General features: G+C 53.2%; 18 protein-coding genes. 11 read left to right on the forward strand and 7 right to left on the reverse strand.

Features of this window, described 5'->3' with window-relative positions:
- The first annotated feature begins 41 nt into the window (after window positions 1–41).
- Genes hpaX through ACFK9X_RS09790 form a run of 3 tightly spaced genes read left to right on the forward strand, consistent with a single transcriptional unit; the run spans window position 42 to window position 3,276 of the window.
- The gene (gene hpaX, locus ACFK9X_RS09780) at window positions 42–1,418 is read left to right on the forward strand and encodes a 4-hydroxyphenylacetate permease (RefSeq protein ID WP_151116289.1); all 1,377 of its coding nucleotides are present in this window, start codon (window positions 42–44) and stop codon (window positions 1,416–1,418) included.
- Window positions 1,419–1,427: 9 nt separating this feature from the next.
- Complete coding sequence (gene hpaA / locus ACFK9X_RS09785) at window positions 1,428–2,324, forward strand: 4-hydroxyphenylacetate catabolism regulatory protein HpaA (RefSeq protein WP_000336602.1); 897 nt, start codon at window positions 1,428–1,430, stop codon at window positions 2,322–2,324.
- A 13-nt stretch (window positions 2,325–2,337) separates the two neighbouring features.
- On the forward strand, window positions 2,338–3,276 hold the full coding sequence (locus tag ACFK9X_RS09790) for an MBL fold metallo-hydrolase (protein WP_023209874.1): 939 nt from the start codon (window positions 2,338–2,340) through the stop codon (window positions 3,274–3,276).
- 407 nt (window positions 3,277–3,683) lie between these two features.
- Here the strand turns inward: ACFK9X_RS09790 and ACFK9X_RS09795 are convergent, their stop codons facing one another.
- The 3 genes from ACFK9X_RS09795 to cbpA all read right to left on the reverse strand — a co-directional run bounded on the left by ACFK9X_RS09795 (window position 3,684) and on the right by cbpA (window position 5,925).
- Window positions 3,684–4,046: an anti-adapter protein IraM gene (locus ACFK9X_RS09795; RefSeq protein WP_001537781.1), complete on the reverse strand. Its 363-nt coding sequence runs from the start codon at window positions 4,044–4,046 to the stop codon at window positions 3,684–3,686.
- 653 nt (window positions 4,047–4,699) lie between these two features.
- Window positions 4,700–5,005: a chaperone modulator CbpM gene (gene cbpM / locus ACFK9X_RS09800; RefSeq protein ID WP_001284251.1), complete on the reverse strand. Its 306-nt coding sequence runs from the start codon at window positions 5,003–5,005 to the stop codon at window positions 4,700–4,702.
- Entirely contained in the window at window positions 5,005–5,925 is a 921-nt protein-coding gene (cbpA, locus tag ACFK9X_RS09805) for a curved DNA-binding protein (protein ID WP_000420603.1), read from the reverse strand. Before cbpA ends, cbpM begins: the two co-directional genes overlap by 1 nt.
- Window positions 5,926–6,160: 235 nt before the next feature.
- Between cbpA and ACFK9X_RS09810 the strand changes: the two genes are divergently transcribed.
- The 5 genes from ACFK9X_RS09810 (at window position 6,161) to agp (ending at window position 10,948) form a co-directional block, all read left to right on the forward strand.
- A complete protein-coding gene (locus ACFK9X_RS09810) occupies window positions 6,161–6,523 on the forward strand; it encodes a copper resistance protein (RefSeq protein WP_001118902.1) in 363 nt (120 codons plus the stop codon).
- A 48-nt stretch (window positions 6,524–6,571) separates the two neighbouring features.
- Window positions 6,572–8,458, forward strand: a complete 1,887-nt coding sequence (locus ACFK9X_RS09815; protein ID WP_151116291.1) for a protein-disulfide reductase DsbD — start codon at window positions 6,572–6,574, stop codon at window positions 8,456–8,458.
- On the forward strand, window positions 8,455–9,078 hold the full coding sequence (locus ACFK9X_RS09820; RefSeq protein WP_151116294.1) for a DsbA family protein: 624 nt from the start codon (window positions 8,455–8,457) through the stop codon (window positions 9,076–9,078). Before ACFK9X_RS09815 ends, ACFK9X_RS09820 begins: the two co-directional genes overlap by 4 nt.
- Window positions 9,068–9,574: a protein disulfide oxidoreductase gene (locus ACFK9X_RS09825; RefSeq protein WP_000907528.1), complete on the forward strand. Its 507-nt coding sequence runs from the start codon at window positions 9,068–9,070 to the stop codon at window positions 9,572–9,574. Before ACFK9X_RS09820 ends, ACFK9X_RS09825 begins: the two co-directional genes overlap by 11 nt.
- Window positions 9,575–9,706: 132 nt before the next feature.
- Window positions 9,707–10,948 (forward strand): bifunctional glucose-1-phosphatase/inositol phosphatase, encoded by a 1,242-nt coding sequence (gene agp, locus ACFK9X_RS09830; protein WP_080193320.1) that lies wholly within the window; start codon window positions 9,707–9,709, stop codon window positions 10,946–10,948.
- Window positions 10,949–10,981: 33 nt separating this feature from the next.
- Here agp and ACFK9X_RS09835 read toward each other — a convergent pair whose 3' ends face one another.
- Together ACFK9X_RS09835 and wrbA are read right to left on the reverse strand one after the other, a co-directional pair.
- Entirely contained in the window at window positions 10,982–11,209 is a 228-nt protein-coding gene (locus tag ACFK9X_RS09835; protein WP_001143125.1) for a YccJ family protein, read from the reverse strand.
- A 20-nt stretch (window positions 11,210–11,229) separates the two neighbouring features.
- Window positions 11,230–11,826, reverse strand: a complete 597-nt coding sequence (gene wrbA / locus ACFK9X_RS09840; protein WP_001062898.1) for an NAD(P)H:quinone oxidoreductase — start codon at window positions 11,824–11,826, stop codon at window positions 11,230–11,232.
- Window positions 11,827–12,210: 384 nt separating this feature from the next.
- Between wrbA and ACFK9X_RS09845 the strand changes: the two genes are divergently transcribed.
- Window positions 12,211–12,378: a general stress protein gene (locus ACFK9X_RS09845; protein WP_001273663.1), complete on the forward strand. Its 168-nt coding sequence runs from the start codon at window positions 12,211–12,213 to the stop codon at window positions 12,376–12,378.
- A gap of 136 nt (window positions 12,379–12,514) precedes the next feature.
- On the forward strand, window positions 12,515–13,150 hold the full coding sequence (gene rutR, locus ACFK9X_RS09850; protein ID WP_151116295.1) for an HTH-type transcriptional regulator RutR: 636 nt from the start codon (window positions 12,515–12,517) through the stop codon (window positions 13,148–13,150).
- Here the strand turns inward: rutR and ACFK9X_RS09855 are convergent.
- Both ACFK9X_RS09855 and putA read right to left on the reverse strand, forming a co-directional pair.
- Window positions 13,147–13,542 (reverse strand): lysozyme inhibitor LprI family protein, encoded by a 396-nt coding sequence (locus ACFK9X_RS09855; protein ID WP_023253944.1) that lies wholly within the window; start codon window positions 13,540–13,542, stop codon window positions 13,147–13,149. The genes rutR and ACFK9X_RS09855 overlap by 4 nt on opposite strands.
- A gap of 58 nt (window positions 13,543–13,600) precedes the next feature.
- Entirely contained in the window at window positions 13,601–17,563 is a 3,963-nt protein-coding gene (putA, locus tag ACFK9X_RS09860) for a trifunctional transcriptional regulator/proline dehydrogenase/L-glutamate gamma-semialdehyde dehydrogenase (protein WP_151116297.1), read from the reverse strand.
- 421 nt (window positions 17,564–17,984) lie between these two features.
- Between putA and putP the strand changes: the two genes are divergently transcribed.
- Window positions 17,985–19,493, forward strand: coding sequence for a sodium/proline symporter PutP (gene putP, locus ACFK9X_RS09865; RefSeq protein ID WP_151116299.1), 1,509 nt, complete (start codon window positions 17,985–17,987; stop codon window positions 19,491–19,493).
- Window positions 19,494–20,035 lie beyond the last annotated feature (542 nt).

Genomic DNA, 20,035 nt, shown 5'->3' on the forward strand with positions numbered 1-20,035 from the left:
ACCGTAGTACCCTACAAAAATTCCCATCAGAGGAAAAAAAAATGAGCGACACATCATCTGCACTTCCGGAAAGCCCCGAGTCTGTCCGTTCGCACAACGCGCTCAGCACGGGTCAACAAACCGTCATAAATAAACTGTTCCGCCGACTGATCGTATTTTTATTCGTGTTGTTTATCTTCTCGTTTTTAGACCGTATCAACATTGGTTTTGCCGGGTTGACGATGGGGCAGGATCTGGGGTTAAGCGCCACCATGTTTGGTCTTGCCACGACGCTGTTTTACGCCACCTACGTCATTTTCGGCATTCCCAGCAACGTGATGTTGAGCATCGTCGGCGCCCGCCGCTGGATTGCGACCATTATGGTGCTATGGGGCATTGCATCTACCGCCACGATGTTCGCGGTGGGACCGAAAAGCCTGTATGTGCTGCGAATGCTGGTGGGCATTACCGAAGCGGGCTTTTTGCCAGGAATATTGCTCTATTTAACCTACTGGTTCCCGGCATTTTTCCGCGCCCGCGCCAATGCATTATTTATGATTGCCATGCCGGCCACTACCGCGTTGGGGTCGATTGTCTCCGGCTATATTTTATCGCTGGACGGCATATTCAATCTGCATGGATGGCAGTGGTTATTCCTGCTGGAGGGATTTCCGTCAGTTTTGTTAGGCATTATGGTCTGGTTTTACCTGGATGATACCCCGGCAAAAGCCAAATGGCTGACGGCAGAGGATAAAAAATGTTTGCAGGAGATGATGGATAATGACCGCCTGACGCTGGTTCAGCCGGAGGGGGCCATCAGCCATAACGCCATGCAGCAGCGTAATCTGTGGCGCGAAGTATTCACGCCAATTGTACTGATGTATACGCTGGCCTATTTTTGCCTTACCAATACGCTTAGCGCCATTAGTATCTGGACGCCGCAAATCCTGAAAAGTTTTAATGAAGGCAGCAGCAATATCACCATCGGCCTGCTGGCGGCGATCCCGCAGATTTGTACTATTCTGGGCATGATTTACTGGAGCCGCCATTCGGACAAGCATCAGGAGCGTAAACATCACACGGCGTTGCCGTTCCTGTTTGCCGCCGCGGGCTGGCTGCTGGCGTCGGCGACCGACCATAACCTGATCCAGCTCCTGGGGATCGTGATGGCATCCACGGGTTCCTTTAGCGCGATGGCGATCTTCTGGACCACGCCGGATCAGTCGATCAGTTTACGCGCCAGGGCGATAGGCATTGCGGTCATCAATGCCACCGGCAATATTGGCTCCGCACTTAGCCCGTTTATGATTGGCTGGCTAAAAGATATCACCGGTAGCTTCAATAGCGGACTCTGGTTTGTCGCTTCTCTGTTAGTCGTCGGCGCCGCCATTATCTGGCTCATTCCCATGAAAGCATCGCGTCCGCGCGCCACCCCTTGAGGAGAAACTATGTGCCAACGTGCGATCGCCAATATTGATATCAGCAAAGAGTATGACGAAAGCATGGGCAGTAACGATGTGCATTATCAGTCGTTTGCCCGTATGGCGGATTTCTTTGGTCGTGATATGCAGGCGCATCGCCACGACCAGTTTTTTCAAATGCACTTTCTTGATACCGGGCAGATTGAGCTACAGCTCGACGATCATCGCTATTCGGTGCAGGCGCCGCTATTTGTGCTTACGCCGCCCTCGGTGCCGCATGCTTTTATTACCGAATCGGATAGCGATGGTCATGTTCTGACGGTACGCGAAGAGCTGGTTTGGCCGCTGCTGGAAGTACTTTATCCCGGCACCAGAGAGGCCTTCGGCCTGCCGGGAATCTGTCTGTCGCTGGCGGATAAACCCAACGAGCTGGCGGCGCTCAAACATTACTGGCAGCTAATTGAGCGGGAGTCCACGGAACAACTGGCTGGCTGCGAACATACCCTGGTGCTACTGGCGCAGGCGGTATTTACCTTGCTGTTGCGTAATGCGAAGCTGGACGATCACGCCGCAACCGGGATGCGCGGTGAACTGAAACTTTTTCAGCGCTTTACCCTGTTAATTGACAACCACTTCCATCAGCACTGGACGGTGCCCGATTATGCCTGCGAGCTGCATATTACCGAATCTCGTTTGACCGATATTTGCCGACGTTTTGCTAATCGCCCGCCTAAACGCCTGATTTTTGATCGGCAATTACGCGAGGCGAAACGACTGCTGCTTTTTTCCGACAATGCTGTCAACGAGATCGCCTGGCAATTAGGTTTTAAAGATCCGGCTTATTTCGCCCGTTTCTTTAATCGCCTTGCTGGCTGTTCTCCTTCGCAGTTTCGCCAACGTGAAGTTCCCTCTTTTCTCAACTAAGAAGAGTAAAAACATGATGAAAAAAAGCGTCGCTATGCTGGCGGTGTGTATGCTGGCGCAAAGCCACCTTGCCATTGCTGCCGGTGCTCCTGCGCCTCAAGAGATCAACATTGTTTTACTGGGCACCAAAGGCGGGCCTTCTTTGCTCAATACAGCCAGACTACCGCAAGCGACGGCGCTTACTATCGGCGATAAAATATGGCTGATAGATGCCGGCTACGGCGCCAGTCTGCAACTGGTGAAAAATGGCATTCCACTGCGCAACATCAATACTATTTTGCTTACCCATCTGCACAGCGACCACATACTGGATTATCCTTCCTTGCTGATGAATGCCTGGGCAAGTGGTCTGCAAGACCATACCATACAGGTTTATGGCCCGCCGGGAACCCAGGCGATGACGAAGGCTAGCTGGAAGGTCTTTGACAGGGATATCACGCTACGCATGGAAGAAGAGGGGAAACCCGATCCGCGCAACCTGGTTAAGGCGACCGATATTGGCCAGGGCGTCATCTATAAAGATGAACTGGTCACAATAAGCGCGCTGAAAGTGCCTCATTCCCCTTTCCCGGACGGTGAAGCGTTTGCTTACCGTTTTGATACCCAGGGTAAGCGAATCGTCTTCTCTGGCGATACGTCTTGGTTTCCGCCGCTTGCAACGTTTGCCCAGGGGGCGGATATCCTGGTACATGAGGCGGTACATGTCCCCTCGGTAGCAAAACTGGCTAATAGTATTGGCAACGGAAAAACGCTGGCTGAAGCGATTGCGTCGCATCACACCACGATTGAAGATGTCGGTAAGATTGCTCGCGAGGCCCACGTGAAAAAACTGGTGTTAAGTCATCTGGTGCCTGCGACGGTTGCGGATGACGTCTGGCAACAGGAAGCCATGAAAAATTACCCGGGCCCTGTCATTGTCGGTCATGACAATATGACGATAAGCGTACCGTAAGTATCAGGGCAGGGGTAAACCCACGGGCTGACATGATGTCAGCCCGTTATGCTTTTGGCGATCAGCATGACGCGCAGAGCTTTTGTCTAAAACATTATTTTTTCTAAACACTACTTGCTGATTTTTATGCACAATAAAGGTAAGATGATTGCTCTGGTGAAATATTACTAAATAAGAATGTCACGGATGGAATTTATACAGTGTTAAAAGCAATGCGTTTCTTTGTCTGCCGGCCATCAGTAATATCCTCTGTACCGGCTCCTCGTTGCCAAAGTGAAGGTTAGATTAAACGAATCAAAAAATATCCGAACTGTACAATTTTTATATCAAACATATTTAACTGCAAAATACTGCAAACGTGCGCGAATACACTTAATCAGTAGTATGGCTAATGCATACTTTATTTCCTAAACTTTCTTATTATCTATTTGAATATTTCTGGTTAAACCAAATGGACAAACGGATACCAGACACTCGAAAGGATAACTGCAGGCTTCTGGTTTAGGATTGCAGTTACCAGGACAGTGGCTATTTTCTTTAAGCGATTTCCATAGAACAGGATTAAACCTGGTAACGTTGTAAACAGTAACGGGATAAAGTTTATCGTTTATTAAGACCCCCTTATTAAAGGGGATGATAATGCTACCTGGAGGCATGTAAACATCTGCCTGATACCATAAGGTCAATCTAAGATTTTTTAGGCTATGTATGCATGAGAACGACACTCCGGTAGAGGGACTTATAACTGTATCAACGACCTTCCATTCCATTACAGAAACCTTTTAAGTGAAATAGTCAATGGTGTAAATTACATTTTCCGCAAGCCTATTCAGGATAGATGAAAATCTGAGAAACATAACTCGTTGAAAACGATCGTTTTTTATTGACCACTCTATTTATATTGATTTTTTAATAAGTTATTTATTTTATGCTCTTATTTTGTTTACATTCTATTACATTTTTGTATTTTAGGCGTGGTGTAAATATTGGGCGGTAGTGGATGTTATAACGCTCAATTATTAAACTGTAAGTGACTGTTGTATTTCTTATTTATAAATACCGCAACCTGTAAGCGCAGCGGTACATTTTACCCGGCATTGACAGGGAGAAGGTACGTATCAACCAGAGAGTACAAAACAGTGAAAGAATATATTCTTCAGGCAATAAATGATCGCTAACGTGTAAAAATAACCGACGTATCTAAAAAATGTGAACGTGTGGCTGGTCTTTATTTAAACGATGATCTTCGCAATGGCGCATTAATGGCTGACATTGGCGGTTCGTTGATCGGGTTGTGCGCGGTGAAAGGCTATATTTCTTCCGTTGGGGGAAGTATGTCAGAGGCATTCTGGTATTATACCGGGTGCATGTAAATCCGGGGTGGGCAGAAAGCCCACCCTCGGTTTATTGCCTTTATCGTGGATTAGGGATGCGAGATAAAGCGAGAAAGGCGTTGCAGCAGTAACCGGTTTTCTTCGCGCAGACGTGAATTCTCTTCCAGCAGCGTTAACGCGACCGCGATCCCAGGCCAGTCGAGCGCCAGCTCCTCGCGTAAGCGTAGCGCGCGTTGTACCACGCTCGCTGCGCGATCGTCGAATTGCCAGTCGGCGTTATCGTCTTCGTAAGGCTCAATTACGCCAAGTCCGACGATTTCGTTTAGCTCCTCTTCCGTCACGCCGGTGTGCAAACAAAATTCGGTGATGGTAAAGGTGACAGTGATGTTAGCCATTATGCTTTCCCCCATTGCTGGCGTGGGTCAAAGGACGACTGCGCGTCCGCCAGTTGTTGCCACAGGGCAGCTGTTTTCTCGTCAGGTTTCGGCGGCATAACGATTTTGATGATGGCATAGAGATCGCCAGTGTGCTTTTTACTGGCTAATCCTTTTCCTTTGATACGCAGCCGCTGACCTGCCTGGCTGCCGGGGGGAATGGTCAGCAAAATACGCTCTTTAAGCGTTGGCACAGACACCTTAGCGCCGAGCGCCGCCTCCCATGGGGCAAGCGGAAGGACGACTTCCAGATCCTGATTGACAATATCAAAGAGCGGATGCGGGGCAATATGGATAACGAGCCATAAATCGCCATTAGGTCCGCCGTTTTCCCCCGGCGTGCCCTGGCCTTTCAGTCTGATTCGTTGCCCGTTGCTGACGCCAGCCGGGATTTTCACATTCAATGTTTTGGGAATTTCCCGCTCCACCAGGCCGAACGCGTTATAAACGGGGACGGAATAGCTAATCGTACGCTGGTGCTCTTCCAGCGTTTCTTCCAGGAATACCGCCACTTCAATTTCGATATCATGACCGCGTGCGGCGTGGCGGTGGTGCGAATGGCGACCGTGCTGACCAAAAATAGACGAGAAAATATCATCAAAATCTTCGGCGTTATACGGCTGGCCTTCGTGTTGCTGGAACTGGCGATTAAATTGTGGATCGTTACGGTGTTGCCATAACTGGTCATACTCGGCGCGCCGTTGCTCATCACTCAGCACTTCCCATGCTTCAGCAACCTCTTTGAAACGGGCTTCGGCATCGGGTTCTTTGCTGACATCTGGATGGTACTTGCGGGCCAGTCGGCGATAGGCGGTCTTAATCGTCTTGAGATCGTCCGTCGGTTTCACGCCCATAATGGCGTAATAATCCTTAAGTTCCATAGCATCATCTCGCTAAATCAATACATACAGAAGGGACCCCAAAAAGGTTTCTCCACTAAGTGTAGGGTAAACCTGAAAAGTGCGTATGAAAACACCAATTATATCATTAGTAAGAATAAATTACGTTGTTCGACTATCAGAAGGTTGCGCAGCGCGCCGACATAACTTTACAGGGGAAAGGTTGCCAAAACCGCGCCAGTGGCTAAGATAACTCGCGTTAAACAGTGAGGGCGCAATGGCGAAACAACAACGGATGGGCTGGTGGTTTCTTTGCCTTGCATGTGTCGTGGTAATGGTTTGTACCGCGCAACGCATGGCGGGCCTGCACGCCTTGCAGATGCAGGCGACGGCCTCTGCTGCGGTGGTCAGCGCTCCCTCCTCGACAGATGACGGCTCGCCGGTCACCCCCTGCGAATTAAGCGCCAAGTCGCTGCTGGCGGCGCCTCCGGTACTCTTTGAAGGCGCTATCCTTGCGCTTTGTCTACTGCTTTCCTTACTGGCGCCTGTCCGGGTCATGCGCCTGCCTTTTTCGCCTCCACGGGCTATTTCGCCGCCCACATTACGGGTACATCTACGATTTTGTGTCTTCCGTGAATGACAGACCGGTTATTGCTAACGGTTAATTACTCATTCACGGAGAAAAAATATGATGATTTTGTTCAGGCAGATACTGTTCTGCCTGTTATGGCTTTGGCTGCCCGTCTCCTGGGCGGCGGAAAGCGGCTGGCTGCGTTCGCCCGATAACGACCATGCCAGCATACGGCTACGTGCCGATACGTCCGCTAACGGTGAGACCCGGCTGTTGCTGGATGTCAAACTGGAAAACGGCTGGAAAACCTACTGGCGCGCGCCGGGGGAAGGGGGCGTGGCGCCCTCTATCGCCTGGAAAGGCGACATGCCTGAGGTAAGCTGGTTCTGGCCAACCCCCTCGCGCTTTGATGTGGCGAATATCACCACCCAGGGATATCACGACGAGGTGACCTTTCCGATGATCGTGCGCGGTACGCCGCCCGCGACCTTGAGCGGTGTGTTGACGTTATCAACCTGCAGCAATGTTTGTCTGTTGACCGATTACCCCTTTTCCGTGACGCCCACTGTGCAGAATGCCGATTTTGCCCATGACTATGCGCGGGCGATGGGTAAAGTTCCGCTCCGCAGTGGACTGACGGACTCGCTTGAGGTCGGCTATCGCCCGGGAGAACTGGTGGTCACTGCTACGCGAGCGGCGGGCTGGTCATCGCCCGGGCTCTATCTTGACACCATAGATGACGTCGATTTTGCGAAGCCTCGCCTGCGCGTAGAGGGCGACAGGTTACAGGCGACGGTGCCGGTGACGGACAGTTGGGGCGAAAAGGCGCCCGATTTGCGCAACAAATCGCTGACCCTCGTGTTAGCCGATGGCGCTATCGCCCAGGAGAGCACGCAAACCATTGGCGCTGCGCCAGCGCAAACGCCGGACAATGCGGCGCTACCTTTCTGGCAAGTTGTAATGATGGCGCTGATCGGCGGACTGATTCTTAATTTAATGCCCTGCGTACTGCCGGTTCTGGGCATGAAACTTGGCTCTATTTTATTGGTAGAGGAAAAAAGCCGCTCTCACATCAGGCGACAATTTTTGGCTTCGGTCGCCGGTATCATTGCGTCATTTATGGCGCTGGCGGCGTTTATGACCCTCCTTCGCCTGTCAAACCATGCGCTGGCTTGGGGAGTCCAGTTCCAGAATGTATGGTTTATTGGTTTTATGGCGCTGGTGATGTTGTTGTTTAGCGCCAGCCTGTTCGGGCTTTTTGAGTTCAGGCTTCCCTCATCTATGACCACGAAACTGGCCACTTACGGCGGTAACGGTATGTCGGGACATTTCTGGCAGGGGGCATTCGCCACGCTGCTGGCGACGCCTTGTAGCGCGCCGTTTCTGGGCACGGCGGTCGCGGTGGCGCTCACGGCGTCGTTGCCGACGCTGTGGGGGCTGTTCCTTGCGCTAGGCCTGGGGATGAGCGCGCCGTGGCTACTGGTCGCGATACGACCAGGGCTTGCGCTACGTTTACCGCGCCCCGGGCGTTGGATGAATGTCCTGCGTAGGATCCTCGGTCTGATGATGCTGGGGTCGGCTATCTGGCTGGCGACGTTACTCCTGCCGCATTTCGGCTTCACTGCGTCAAAGAGCGCGCAAGACACGGTTCAGTGGCAACCGTTGAGTGAACAGGCAATCCAGTCGGCGCTGGCGCAGCATAAGCGGGTATTTGTCGATGTCACTGCGGACTGGTGTATTACCTGTAAAGTGAATAAATACAACGTCCTGCAAAAAGAGGATGTGCAGGCCGCCTTGCAACAACCGGATGTTGTGGCGCTGCGGGGAGACTGGACGCTGCCGTCCGATGCCATTACAGATTTTCTGAAAACGCGTGGCCAGGTCGCCGTGCCGTTTAATCAGGTATATGGCCCCGGCTTGCCGGAAGGGGAGGCACTGCCCACTTTGCTGACCCGCGATGCGGTATTACAAACGTTGAAAAAAGCGAAAGGAATAACCCAATGAAATACACGATTGTTTTACTGCTGGCGCTGTTTTCAACGCTGAGCATCGCGCAAGAAACCGCTCCTTTTACGCCCGATCAGGAAAAGCAGATTGAAAATCTGATCCATGCGGCGTTGTTTAACGATCCTGCCAGCCCGCGGATAGGCGCTAAACACCCTAAGCTGACGCTGGTGAACTTTACGGATTACAACTGCCCGTACTGCAAACAGCTCGATCCGATGCTGGAAAAGATTGTGCAGAAATATCCTGACGTTGCGGTCATTATTAAACCGCTGCCATTTAAAGGAGAGAGTTCCATACTGGCGGCGCGTATTGCGCTGACCACCTGGCGCGAGCATCCGCAACAGTTCCTCGCGCTACATGAAAAACTCATGCAAAAGCGCGGTTACCATACGGATGACAGTATTAAACAGGCCCAGCAGAAAGCAGGGGCTACGCCAGTGACTCTGGATGAAAAAAGCATGGAAACGATACGCACTAATTTGCAGTTGGCAAGGCTGGTCGGCGTGCATGGAACGCCAGCGACGATCATTGGCGACGAGCTGATTCCGGGCGCGGTGCCCTGGGATACGCTGGAAGCGGTGGTGAAAGAAAAACTGGCGGCTGCCAATGGCGGGTAAACTGCGGCGTTGGCTGCGTGAAGCCGCGGTTTTTCTGGCGCTCCTCATCGCGATAATGGTGGTCATGGACGTCTGGCGCGCGCCGCAGGCGCCTCCGGCGTTTGCCGCGACACCATTACGTACGCTGACGGGAGAGTCGACAACTCTGGCGACATTGAGCGAAGAACGCCCCGTACTGCTCTATTTTTGGGCCAGCTGGTGCGGGGTATGCCGCTTTACTACGCCTGCGGTCGCTCGCCTGGCGGCGGAAGGGGAAAACGTCATGACCGTTGCGCTCCGCTCCGGCGATGACGCTGAGGTTGCCCGCTGGCTGGCGCGCAAGGGCGTTGACTTCCCGGTCATCAATGATGCTAACGGCGCCTTATCCGCTGGATGGGAAATCAGCGTGACGCCAACGCTGGTGGTGGTTTCACAAGGTCGGGTTGTGTTCACCACCAGCGGCTGGACCAGCTATTGGGGCATGAAGCTTCGGCTGTGGTGGGCAAAAACGTTCTGAATATGCGCCGGGGTTTCCCGGCGCTAACGCGTTTACTGTAAGAAAAACCCCCGTTTTGCGAAATCGTTCCCGGAAAAATGATCCATTTCTGTCACACTCAGAACGATTTGATAACAACAAGAGGTCATAGGGATGAAAAAATCATTACTCGCTGTTGCTGTGGCAGGGGCTGTTTTGTTGTCATCCGCCGTACAGGCGCAGACAACGCCGGAGGGTTATCAATTACAACAGGTGCTGATGATGAGCCGCCATAATCTGCGGGCGCCGCTGGCGAATAATGGCAGCGTACTGGCGCAGTCGACGCCGAACGCCTGGCCGGCGTGGGACGTTCCTGGCGGGCAACTGACGACGAAAGGCGGCGTGCTGGAAGTCTATATGGGACACTACACACGTGAATGGCTGGTCGCGCAGGGGCTGATACCGTCGGGAGAATGTCCGGCGCCCGACACGGTATATGCCTATGCGAATAGTTTGCAGCGCACCGTCGCCACCGCGCAATTTTTCATTACCGGCGCTTTCCCCGGCTGTGATATTCCTGTTCATCATCAGGAAAAAATGGGCACTATGGACCCTACCTTCAATCCGGTAATTACCGATGATTCCGCCGCGTTCCGGCAACAGGCCGTACAGGCGATGGAAAAGGCGCGTAGTCAGCTACATCTTGATGAGAGTTATAAACTGCTTGAGCAGATAACGCATTATCAGGACTCGCCGTCCTGCAAAGAGAAGCATCAGTGTTCGCTAATCGACGCGAAAGATACCTTCAGCGCGAACTATCAGCAAGAGCCTGGCGTGCAGGGGCCGCTTAAAGTAGGGAACTCGCTGGTGGATGCGTTTACCCTGCAATATTACGAAGGGTTTCCGATGGATCAGGTCGCCTGGGGCGGGATCCACACCGATCGGCAGTGGAAGGTGCTGTCAAAACTGAAAAACGGCTATCAGGACAGCCTGTTTACCTCACCCACGGTGGCGCGCAATGTCGCTGCGCCGCTGGTGAAGTATATCGATAAGGTGCTGGTTGCCGAGCGCGTTAGCGCGCCGAAGGTTACCGTGCTGGTGGGGCATGATTCCAATATCGCGTCGCTGCTGACGGCGCTGGATTTTAAACCCTATCAGCTCCATGACCAGTATGAGAGAACGCCGATTGGTGGTCAGCTTGTCTTCCAACGCTGGCATGACGGTAACGCTAACCGGGATTTGATGAAAATCGAGTATGTCTACCAGAGCGCCCGGCAGTTACGTAATGCGGAAGCGTTAACGCTCAAATCGCCTGCGCAAAGGGTAACGCTGGAACTGAAAGGATGTCCGGTGGATGCGAACGGCTTCTGTCCGCTGGATAAGTTTGATAACGTCATGAACACTGCCGCAAAATAGCCGTATGCCCCCGCGCAGGCGGGGGCGTTTGTGTTATACGTTCTTACGTTCGATGATTTGTTCGCCCCAGAAGAGCGAGTCTTTGTCCGTTTTCTCAAAGGCTTTGATCAGCACCTCATCGCTACCTTCTTCCCATATTTTTTCTGCCAGTTTCTCGTCATAGTGAGCGACTTCAAAAATGGCTTCGGCAATTTCCGGCGACGTATTACGCAGGCTTGCCCATTCGCCGACGCGGTGCGCTTTTGCTTCTTGAGTTGGCATTCGAATCCTCCTGTTGAAGATTAGCCGTTGAGTTTGACTGCCAGACCGGCGACGTATTCCCCCTGATAGCGAGCGATAGAGAGTTCCTCCTGGCTTGGTTGACGTGAACCGTCGCCTCCGGCGATAGTCGTTGCGCCGTAAGGCGTGCCGCCGCGAACCTGGGAGACGTCAAACAGTTCCTGTGCGGCATAGCCTATCGGGACGATCACCATCCCATGATGGGCAAGAGTAGTCCAGGTCGAGGTGATGGTCTGCTCCTGGCCGCCGCCCGTTCCGGTAGAACTGAACACGCTGCCGAGCTTGCCGTATAGCGCGCCGGATGCCCACAGTCCGCCGGTTTGGTCCAGGAAGGTACGCATCTGGCCTGACATATTGCCAAACCGGGTTGGCGTACCAAAAATAATGGCATCGTAATCCGCCAGCTCCTGTGGGGTGGCAACCGGTGCGTTTTGCGTTTTACCGCCAGCTTTTGCGAAGATTTCAGGCGGCATTGTTTCTGGCACACGCTTTATAATGACCTCTGCGCCGTCGACTTTCTTTGCCCCTTCCGCCACCGCGTGCGCCATGGTTTCAATGTGTCCGTACATGGAATAATAGAGCACCAGAATCTTTGCCATTTGTACTACTCCTCAGATTAATCAGGTGTGTAGCGATTCGCTACGTCTATTTAAAGATATGCTCTCCTGTGAAGAGTGCAAATTTCAGCGCCATTTCTTTGATTTATAACAATAATTAATTTGGCGATCTTTGTTGCAAAATGATACATTTTTAAGCGCTTTGATTTTCCCAAATATAAGAATAACTTATTTATTTCTTATGGTTATTATTCTGCGTATTCGGCTTCCAATGTTGCAGAATATTTCGGTAAGCGGCCTACCACGACGTTTTTCACTATGCTTAATGTTACGCGGCGTTACTGATGATATCGTTCATACGCTGCGCGAGGAGATACTCCTCATTACCTATGCAATATGATGTCTAATCTATGACGGAGGTCAGTAATGGCAAACCATCGTGGCGGTTCCGGTAATTTTGCGGAAGACCGCGAAAGAGCATCAGAAGCAGGTCGTAAAGGTGGTCAGCACAGCGGGGGCAATTTTAAGAATGACCCGCAGCGTGCATCCGAAGCAGGCAAAAAAGGGGGCAAAAGCAGTAACCGTAATAGCTAGCCTGCGTCACAACAGCAAGACGCTGAGCGTTTCGCGCTAAAAAGCGTCATGCGCCACCGCCGCCGGATTTCCGGCGGTTTTTTTGTTTATAAGCCGGATTTGGTATGCTTGCGTTCTGACGAAAAGGAGAGGGCGCATGTCGCAACGCACAGAGAAAAAAATCGGGAAACGCTCGCAGGCCACCGGTGCAAAACGGCAGCTTATCTTAACCGCCGCGCTTGCTGTTTTTTCCCAGTATGGCATTCATGGCGCGCGTCTTGAGCAGGTCGCCGAGCGGGCAGGCGTCTCCAAAACCAATCTGCTTTATTATCCCTCGAAAGAGGCGCTGTATGTCGCGGTAATGCGACAGATCCTGGATGTCTGGCTGGCGCCGCTCAAGGCGTTTCGCGCAGAATTTTCCCCTCTGGAGGCCATCAAAGAGTATATCCGTCTCAAGCTGGAGGTTTCGCGTGATTATCCGCAGGCGTCGCGGCTCTTCTGCATGGAGATGCTGGCGGGCGCGCCGCTCTTAATGGAGGAACTGACCGGCGATCTAAAAGCGTTGATAGATGAAAAATCCGCGCTGATTGCCGGATGGGTGCACAGCGGGAAACTGGCGCCCGTCTCCCCGCACCATTTGATCTTCATGATTTGGGCCGCCACGCAACATTACGCCGATTTTGCCCCTCAGGTTGAGGCGGTAACCGGCGCGACGCTTCGCGATGAAGCCTTTTTTAACCAAACGGTCGAAAGCGTCCAGCGCATTATTATTGAAGGGATTCGCGTGCGTTAACCGGCTGGCGGCAGTGGGCAGCTCAAATCACCCTCTTCACATTGCAGCAGCGAGGCTAAAAACGCTTCGCGTTCGTTCGTTTTATCGGTCAGGCACTGGCTGGCGATCATAGGTTGCACGCTGCCGCCCTCCGTACCTGAGCGAATCAGAGCGCAATCGGCGTCCCGCAGTGCAATCCATGCCACCTGCGCTTTTTGCAACAGCTCGCGCTGCGGCGGTTGCGCACGCTTAATCGCGCTTTGATAGGTTTCGTTCAGCTTTTTATCTGCCGCCTGGTATTGCGCGGCGGCGCAGCGATTCATTTCCAGCTGCGTACTGGCGCTGGCACACTCATCGGCCAACACCTGACTGCTGAACAACAACGCCGCGCAGGTAAGGAAAATTCGTTTCATACGGTCCTCTGACGCGAGTAAAAAGGCTCCATTGACGGAGCCTTAATTAACCACAGTATTAGCCAATTGTCATCAGGCTGGCATTACCGCCAGCAGCGGCAGTGTTTACGCTCAGCGAACGTTCAATATAGAGCCGTTCCAGCAGTATATTGCTTTCGCCGCGGGCGAACCCCTGTACCGACACTATCGCGCCTTCGCGGGCGGCGACGGCTTCGCAAACGGTTCGCAGCTTGTCGGAGTCGCCGTGGAAAATCACTGCGTCAAACGGCTGCGCCATCAGCGTTTCCGCTTTCGCAAACTGGACACGCGCCGCAACGGCGGCGGGGAGACGTTTCGCCAGATCGCGGTGGAAGGCGTCGTCTGACCATAGCGCCTGACTGCCGACGGCGAGAACGGCGGCAAGCTGCGTCAACGCGTCCTGTTCGTCATCAGCCAGGCATAATACCCGTTCACGCGGCAACAGCGTCCAGGTATTGCGCTCGCCGGTCGGTCCCGGTAGCAGGCGCTGCGTGCCGGCCTGCGCCAGATCGGCGAATTGTCGGCAGAGCGTCTGTAGCGCCGGGCGATCCGCCGCCCATTGCGTCAGGGCGGTCAACGGCGCGAGTAGCGTGGTTTTAAGCTGCGCATCTACCGGGTAACGCGCATCCTGACGAGTCAGCGTCGTATTGAGCGCATTGGGCGGGCGGTGTGCCAGCAGGCGGTAGAGATAGAGCGGCCCTCCCGCTTTTGGCCCGGTACCGGACAGTCCTTCGCCGCCAAACGGCTGGACGCCGACGACCGCGCCCACCATATTACGGTTAACGTACAGGTTGCCGACGTGGGCGGAACCGGTGACTTGCGCAATGGTTTCATCAATACGGGTATGTACGCCCAGCGTTAGCCCGTAGCCGGAAGCGTTAATCTGTTCGATAAGCTCCGCCAGTTGGTTACGGTTATAACGCACGACGTGCAGCACAGGCCCGAAGACCTCTTTTTCCAGTTCTGCGAAGTTTTCCAGCTCAATAAGCGTGGGCATTACAAACGTACCGGTTTGCCATTCCTGCGCATCATCGCTGTTTTCACGCGCGGCCTGGAAAACCGGGCGGCCTTTGGCGCGCATTGTCTGGATATGACGTTCAATGTTGGCTTTGGCCTCGCTATCGATCACCGGCCCGATATCGGTCGTCAGACGGCCTGGATTCCCCATCCGACACTCCGCCATCGCGCCGCGTAACATTTTCAGCGTATGTTCGGCGATATCGTCCTGCAAACACAGCACGCGGAGCGCGGAACAGCGTTGTCCGGCGCTGTCGAAAGCGGAAGCCAGCACATCCACGACTACCTGCTCGGTGAGCGCGGAAGAGTCGACAATCATAGCGTTCATACCGCCGGTTTCCGCAATCAACGGAATAGGGCGGCCCTGGGCGTCAAGACGTGTGGCAATGTTGCGCTGCAACAACGTCGCGACCTCCGTGGAACCGGTAAACATCACGCCGCGTACACGCGCATCGGCGGTAAGCTGGGCGCCGACGGTTTCTCCCCGTCCCGGCAACAGTTGCACGACGCCCGGCGGTACGCCCGCTTCCAGCAAAATGGCAATGCCCTGGGCGGCAATCAGCGATGTCTGCTCTGCCGGTTTCGCCAGAACGCTGTTACCTGCCGCCAGCGCGGCGGCGATTTGGCCGGTGAAAATGGCCAGCGGGAAGTTCCACGGACTGATGCAGACTACCGGCCCTAACGGGCGATGCGTTTCGTTATCGAAATCGTCACGCACTTGGCCGGCATAATAATAGAGGAAGTCTACCGCTTCGCGCACTTCGGCAATGGCGTTGCTGAACGTTTTCCCCGCTTCACGTACCAACAGGCCAATCAACTGCTGCATTTGGTCTTCCATTAATACCGCCGCCCGCTGCAAAATGGCGGCGCGTTCTTGCGGCGGCGTCGCAAACCAAACCGGTGCCTGATTGACCGCGTTTTGCAATGCCTGTTCAACTTCGCTTTCTGTCGCTTCGCGTCCCCAGCCGACAATATCTTTCGGTTCCGCTGGGTTGATAACCGGCGTCATCTCACCGTCGGCCACCGGTTGTTCCAGCACAGGTTTGGCCTGCCATTTCTGCATGGCGTTGCTTAACAGGGCAGAAGAAAGCGAGGCGAGGCGATGTTCATTCGCTAAATCAAGTCCGGCGGAGTTTATCCGACCTTCGCCGTACAGATCGCGCGGCAGCGGCATTTTCGGATGCGGTATGCCAGCCTGACCTTCCTGCTGCGCCAGTTTTTCCACGGCCTCGACCGGGTCGGCCACCAGTTCATCGAGCGGTAGGGTGGCATCGGCGATGCGGTTGACAAAAGAGGTGTTGGCGCCGTTTTCCAGCAGGCGTCGTACCAGATAGGCCAGCAGGGTTTCGTGTGTTCCCACCGGCGCGTAAATACGGCAGGGACGGTTAAGTTTTCCGTCCGCTACTTTACCGGTGACCTGTTCATACAGCGGTTCGCCCATGCCGTGCAGGCACTGGAATTCGTACTGACCCGGATAGTAATTTTGCCCGGCCAGATGATAAATCGCCGCCAGTGTGTGAGCGTTATGGGTCGCGAACTGCGGGTAGATCAGATTAGGAACGGCGAGCAGTTTTTTCGCGCAGGCCAGATAAGAGACATCGGTATACACTTTGCGGGTATAAACCGGATAGCCCTCCAGCCCTTCCATTTGCGCGCGTTTGATTTCGCTATCCCAGTAGGCGCCTTTCACCAGACGAATCATCAGCCGACGGCGGCTACGGGAGGCCAGATCGACTAAATAATCAATGACCAGCGGGCAGCGTTTCTGGTAAGCCTGGATCACAAAGCCAATGCCGTTCCAGCCCGCCAGTTCGGGTTCGAAGCAGAGTTTTTCCAGCAGATCGAGCGAGATCTCCAGACGATCCGCCTCTTCGGCGTCGATATTGAGACCAATGTCGTACTGGCGCGCCAGCAGCGTTAGGGATTTCAGGCGCGGATAAAGCTCCTCCATTACCCGATCGTATTGCGCGCGACTATAGCGTGGATGCAGGGCGGACAGTTTAATCGAGATGCCTGGCCCTTCGTAAATACCGCGACCGTTAGACGCTTTGCCGATGGCATGAATCGCTTGCTGGTAAGAGACCATATAGGCCTGCGCATCGGCGGCGGTTAATGCGGCTTCGCCCAGCATATCGTAAGAATAGCGGAACCCTTTCTCTTCCAGTTTTCGGGCATTCGCCAGCGCCTGAGCAATGGTTTCACCAGTCACGAACTGCTCGCCCATTAAACGCATCGCCATGTCGACGCCTTTGCGGATTAACGGTTCGCCGCTCTTGCCGATAATGCGGTTCAGCGAGCGCGATAGATTGGCTTCGTTATGCGTTGAGACCAGTCGGCCGGTAAAGAGCAGCCCCCAGGTGGCGGCGTTTACAAACAGCGACGGGCTACGGCCAATATGCGACTGCCAGTTGCCATTACTGATTTTGTCGCGAATTAACGCATCGCGCGTAGCTTTGTCGGGAATACGCAGCAGCGCTTCCGCCAGACACATCAGCGCAACGCCTTCTTGCGAAGAGAGGGAAAACTCCTGCAACAGGCCTTGCACCATACCCGCGCGACCGCTGGCGGATTTTTGATTGCGCAATTTCTCCGCCAGTTGATGCGCAAGTTTATGCGCCTGCTCAGCGACAGGCGGCGACAGGCGCGCCTGTTCCATTAGCATTGACACCGCATCGGTTTCCGGGCGGCGCCAGGCGGCGGTGATGGCGGCGCGAGAGACGGATTGGGGAAGAATCTGTTCGGCAAACTCCAGAAAGGGCTGATGCGGCTCATCCTGCGGCGCGACCGGCTCCTCGCTTTCATTTGCCGCGCCGGCAAACAGCGCAGGTAGCTCCGGTAGCGTATCGCTATTTTCCAGCTTGTCCAGATAGCTAAAGATTGCCTGTTTTATTAACCAGTGCGGCGTGCGATCGATACGCGACGCGGCCATTTTGATCCGTTCGCGCGTGGCGTCGTCCAGCTTAACCCCCATCGTGGTGGTTCCCATACCCTCTACTCCTGTTATTCGCTCTATCTGCTAACCAATAGTTAGCGGAAAATATCCACTATGTTGCAACTTTGTGCAACCGCGTTAAATGTGACCTGCGTTGCAAGCTTAAAAATGAATAAATTGTTAAAAAAAGAAAGAGAGAGTCTGACGGGGAAAACCATCTGGATTTATTTTCTCTGCGGTAGTTAACACTTTTAAAAGGTGCAACCGCAAAAAATGTGAGAGAGTGCAACCTGGAGAAAAATAGTATCCCTCTGCAATCAAATTTGATGTAAATGGTGTGTTAAATCGATTGTGAATAACCACCGCTTCCGGCAGGATACGGTCGCCCTGGTAAACATAACACCCTTGCCACGTTCCGGCAGGGTACAAAACGGCACGCTACGGTAGTGCCAATAAATAAATTTGGAGAACCTTGATGGCTATTAGCACACCGATGTTGGTGACATTCTGTGTCTATATTTTTGGCATGATATTGATTGGGTTTATCGTCTGGCGCTCAACCAAAAACTTTGATGACTATATTCTTGGCGGTCGCAGTCTGGGGCCGTTTGTTACGGCTTTATCAGCCGGCGCGTCGGATATGAGCGGCTGGCTGTTAATGGGGTTGCCTGGCTCTATCTTTCTGTCGGGGATCTCTGAAAGCTGGATCGCCATTGGCCTGACGTTAGGCGCATGGATTAACTGGAAGCTGGTGGCCGGGCGCCTGCGCGTGCATACCGAATTTAACAATAACGCGCTCACGCTGCCGGACTATTTTACCGGTCGGTTTGAGGATAAGAGTCGAGTTCTGCGTATTATTTCCGCGCTAGTCATTCTGCTGTTTTTCACTATCTATTGCGCGTCAGGTATTGTCGCTGGGGCACGACTGTTCGAAAGCACCTTCGGTATGAGCTATGAAACCGCACTGTGGGCGGGGGCCGCGGCAACCATTATTTATACTTTTATCGGCGGGTTTCTTGCCGTTAGCTGGACGGATACCGTTCAGGCCAGCCTGATGATTTTTGCGTTAATCCTGACGCCGGTGATGGTTATTGTCGGCGTAGGCGGTTTTAGCGAGTCGCTGGAGGTGATCAAGCAAAAGAGCATCGAGAATGTCGACATGCTCAAGGGGCTGAATTTTGTCGCTATTATTTCTCTGATGGGCTGGGGACTGGGTTACTTCGGTCAGCCGCATATCCTGGCGCGCTTTATGGCGGCGGACTCCCATCACAGCATTGTTCATGCGCGTCGTATCAGTATGACCTGGATGATTCTGTGTCTGGCGGGCGCGGTGGCGGTGGGCTTCTTTGGCATTGCGTACTTTAACAACAACCCCGCGCTGGCCGGGGCGGTGAACCAAAACTCAGAACGCGTATTTATTGAACTGGCGCAGATCCTGTTTAACCCGTGGATTGCCGGTATTTTGCTGTCTGCTATCCTGGCGGCGGTGATGTCGACGTTGAGCTGTCAGTTGCTGGTATGCTCCAGCGCGATTACAGAAGATTTATATAAGGCTTTTCTGCGTAAAAGCGCCAGCCAGCAAGAGCTGGTATGGGTAGGGCGAGTGATGGTGCTGGTGGTAGCGCTGATCGCCATTGCGCTGGCGGCGAATCCCGATAACCGTGTGCTGGGGCTGGTGAGCTACGCCTGGGCTGGATTCGGCGCGGCATTTGGACCTGTTGTCCTGTTTTCTGTGATGTGGTCGCGTATGACACGTAACGGCGCGCTGGCGGGAATGATTATTGGCGCGGTGACGGTTATCGTCTGGAAACAATATGGCTGGCTGGATCTGTATGAGATTATCCCTGGCTTCATTTTCGGCAGCCTGGGGATCGTAATCTTTAGCCTGCTTGGCAAAGCGCCGACAGCAGCGATGCAGGAACGCTTTGCAAAAGCGGACGCGCATTATCATTCCGCGCCGCCGTCGAAGCTACAGGCGGAATAACCGACATGTCCGATAGCATTATCGCCATCGGACATATTTTACCAGGCGGCGTTATACGCCTGCCTGGTCCTCTGATAAGTCCCGGACCGATTGACTGAAGATGTTCAGGTAAATGAGGACGCTCTCTCAAACTATTTTTAGCCCTTGAGCGCCGTTAACGCGGCCGTAATACGTCTCGAGTAATCACTAACTGGCCATATATGAAATCGCCTGTTAATGGTACCAATAGCCTTGACGCAATAGAGTAATGACAAAAATTAAAACGAGTCAGCGTTACCGGCGTAAGTATGCCGCACAAAATTTTGCATAAATAATGCCGTTTTAGCGATGGGAGAGAGGACACGTTAATTACTCCGTTTTAACCTTTTATATGTTGAATATTCAATGGGTTATTGGTGGTTTCACCATTAATACCCATAGTAGCTAATGATTATCTTTTTTAGTCTCCTGCCAATGAAATAATTGTGTAATCTTTCTGTAAGAGACTGACAATGACGCAATAATGTTTGGTTAATGTTTGGTGAATATATTGTTGCATTATT

The organism is Salmonella sp. WC3 (assembly GCF_042932255.1).
In the GTDB taxonomy this organism is placed as follows: Bacteria; Pseudomonadota; Gammaproteobacteria; order Enterobacterales; family Enterobacteriaceae; genus Salmonella; species Salmonella enterica.

Excerpts from the sequence above, each read along its gene's own strand:
- ACFK9X_RS09815 (WP_151116291.1), top strand. The coding sequence starts at position 6,572 with ATGATGATTTTGTTCAGGCAGATACTGTTCTGCCTGTTATGGCTTTGG.
- putP (WP_151116299.1), top strand. The coding sequence starts at position 17,985 with ATGGCTATTAGCACACCGATGTTGGTGACATTCTGTGTCTATATTTTT.
- putA (WP_151116297.1), bottom strand. The coding sequence starts at position 17,563 with ATGGGAACCACCACGATGGGGGTTAAGCTGGACGACGCCACGCGCGAA.
- rutR (WP_151116295.1), top strand. The coding sequence starts at position 12,515 with ATGTCGCAACGCACAGAGAAAAAAATCGGGAAACGCTCGCAGGCCACC.
- ACFK9X_RS09810 (WP_001118902.1), top strand. The coding sequence starts at position 6,161 with ATGGCGAAACAACAACGGATGGGCTGGTGGTTTCTTTGCCTTGCATGT.
- ACFK9X_RS09855 (WP_023253944.1), bottom strand. The coding sequence starts at position 13,542 with ATGAAACGAATTTTCCTTACCTGCGCGGCGTTGTTGTTCAGCAGTCAG.
- ACFK9X_RS09835 (WP_001143125.1), bottom strand. The coding sequence starts at position 11,209 with ATGCCAACTCAAGAAGCAAAAGCGCACCGCGTCGGCGAATGGGCAAGC.
- cbpA (WP_000420603.1), bottom strand. The coding sequence starts at position 5,925 with ATGGAACTTAAGGATTATTACGCCATTATGGGCGTGAAACCGACGGAC.
- ACFK9X_RS09820 (WP_151116294.1), top strand. The coding sequence starts at position 8,455 with ATGAAATACACGATTGTTTTACTGCTGGCGCTGTTTTCAACGCTGAGC.
- wrbA (WP_001062898.1), bottom strand. The coding sequence starts at position 11,826 with ATGGCAAAGATTCTGGTGCTCTATTATTCCATGTACGGACACATTGAA.
- hpaA (WP_000336602.1), top strand. The coding sequence starts at position 1,428 with ATGTGCCAACGTGCGATCGCCAATATTGATATCAGCAAAGAGTATGAC.
- ACFK9X_RS09825 (WP_000907528.1), top strand. The coding sequence starts at position 9,068 with ATGGCGGGTAAACTGCGGCGTTGGCTGCGTGAAGCCGCGGTTTTTCTG.
- ACFK9X_RS09845 (WP_001273663.1), top strand. The coding sequence starts at position 12,211 with ATGGCAAACCATCGTGGCGGTTCCGGTAATTTTGCGGAAGACCGCGAA.
- cbpM (WP_001284251.1), bottom strand. The coding sequence starts at position 5,005 with ATGGCTAACATCACTGTCACCTTTACCATCACCGAATTTTGTTTGCAC.
- ACFK9X_RS09795 (WP_001537781.1), bottom strand. The coding sequence starts at position 4,046 with ATGGAATGGAAGGTCGTTGATACAGTTATAAGTCCCTCTACCGGAGTG.
- hpaX (WP_151116289.1), top strand. The coding sequence starts at position 42 with ATGAGCGACACATCATCTGCACTTCCGGAAAGCCCCGAGTCTGTCCGT.
- ACFK9X_RS09790 (WP_023209874.1), top strand. The coding sequence starts at position 2,338 with ATGATGAAAAAAAGCGTCGCTATGCTGGCGGTGTGTATGCTGGCGCAA.
- agp (WP_080193320.1), top strand. The coding sequence starts at position 9,707 with ATGAAAAAATCATTACTCGCTGTTGCTGTGGCAGGGGCTGTTTTGTTG.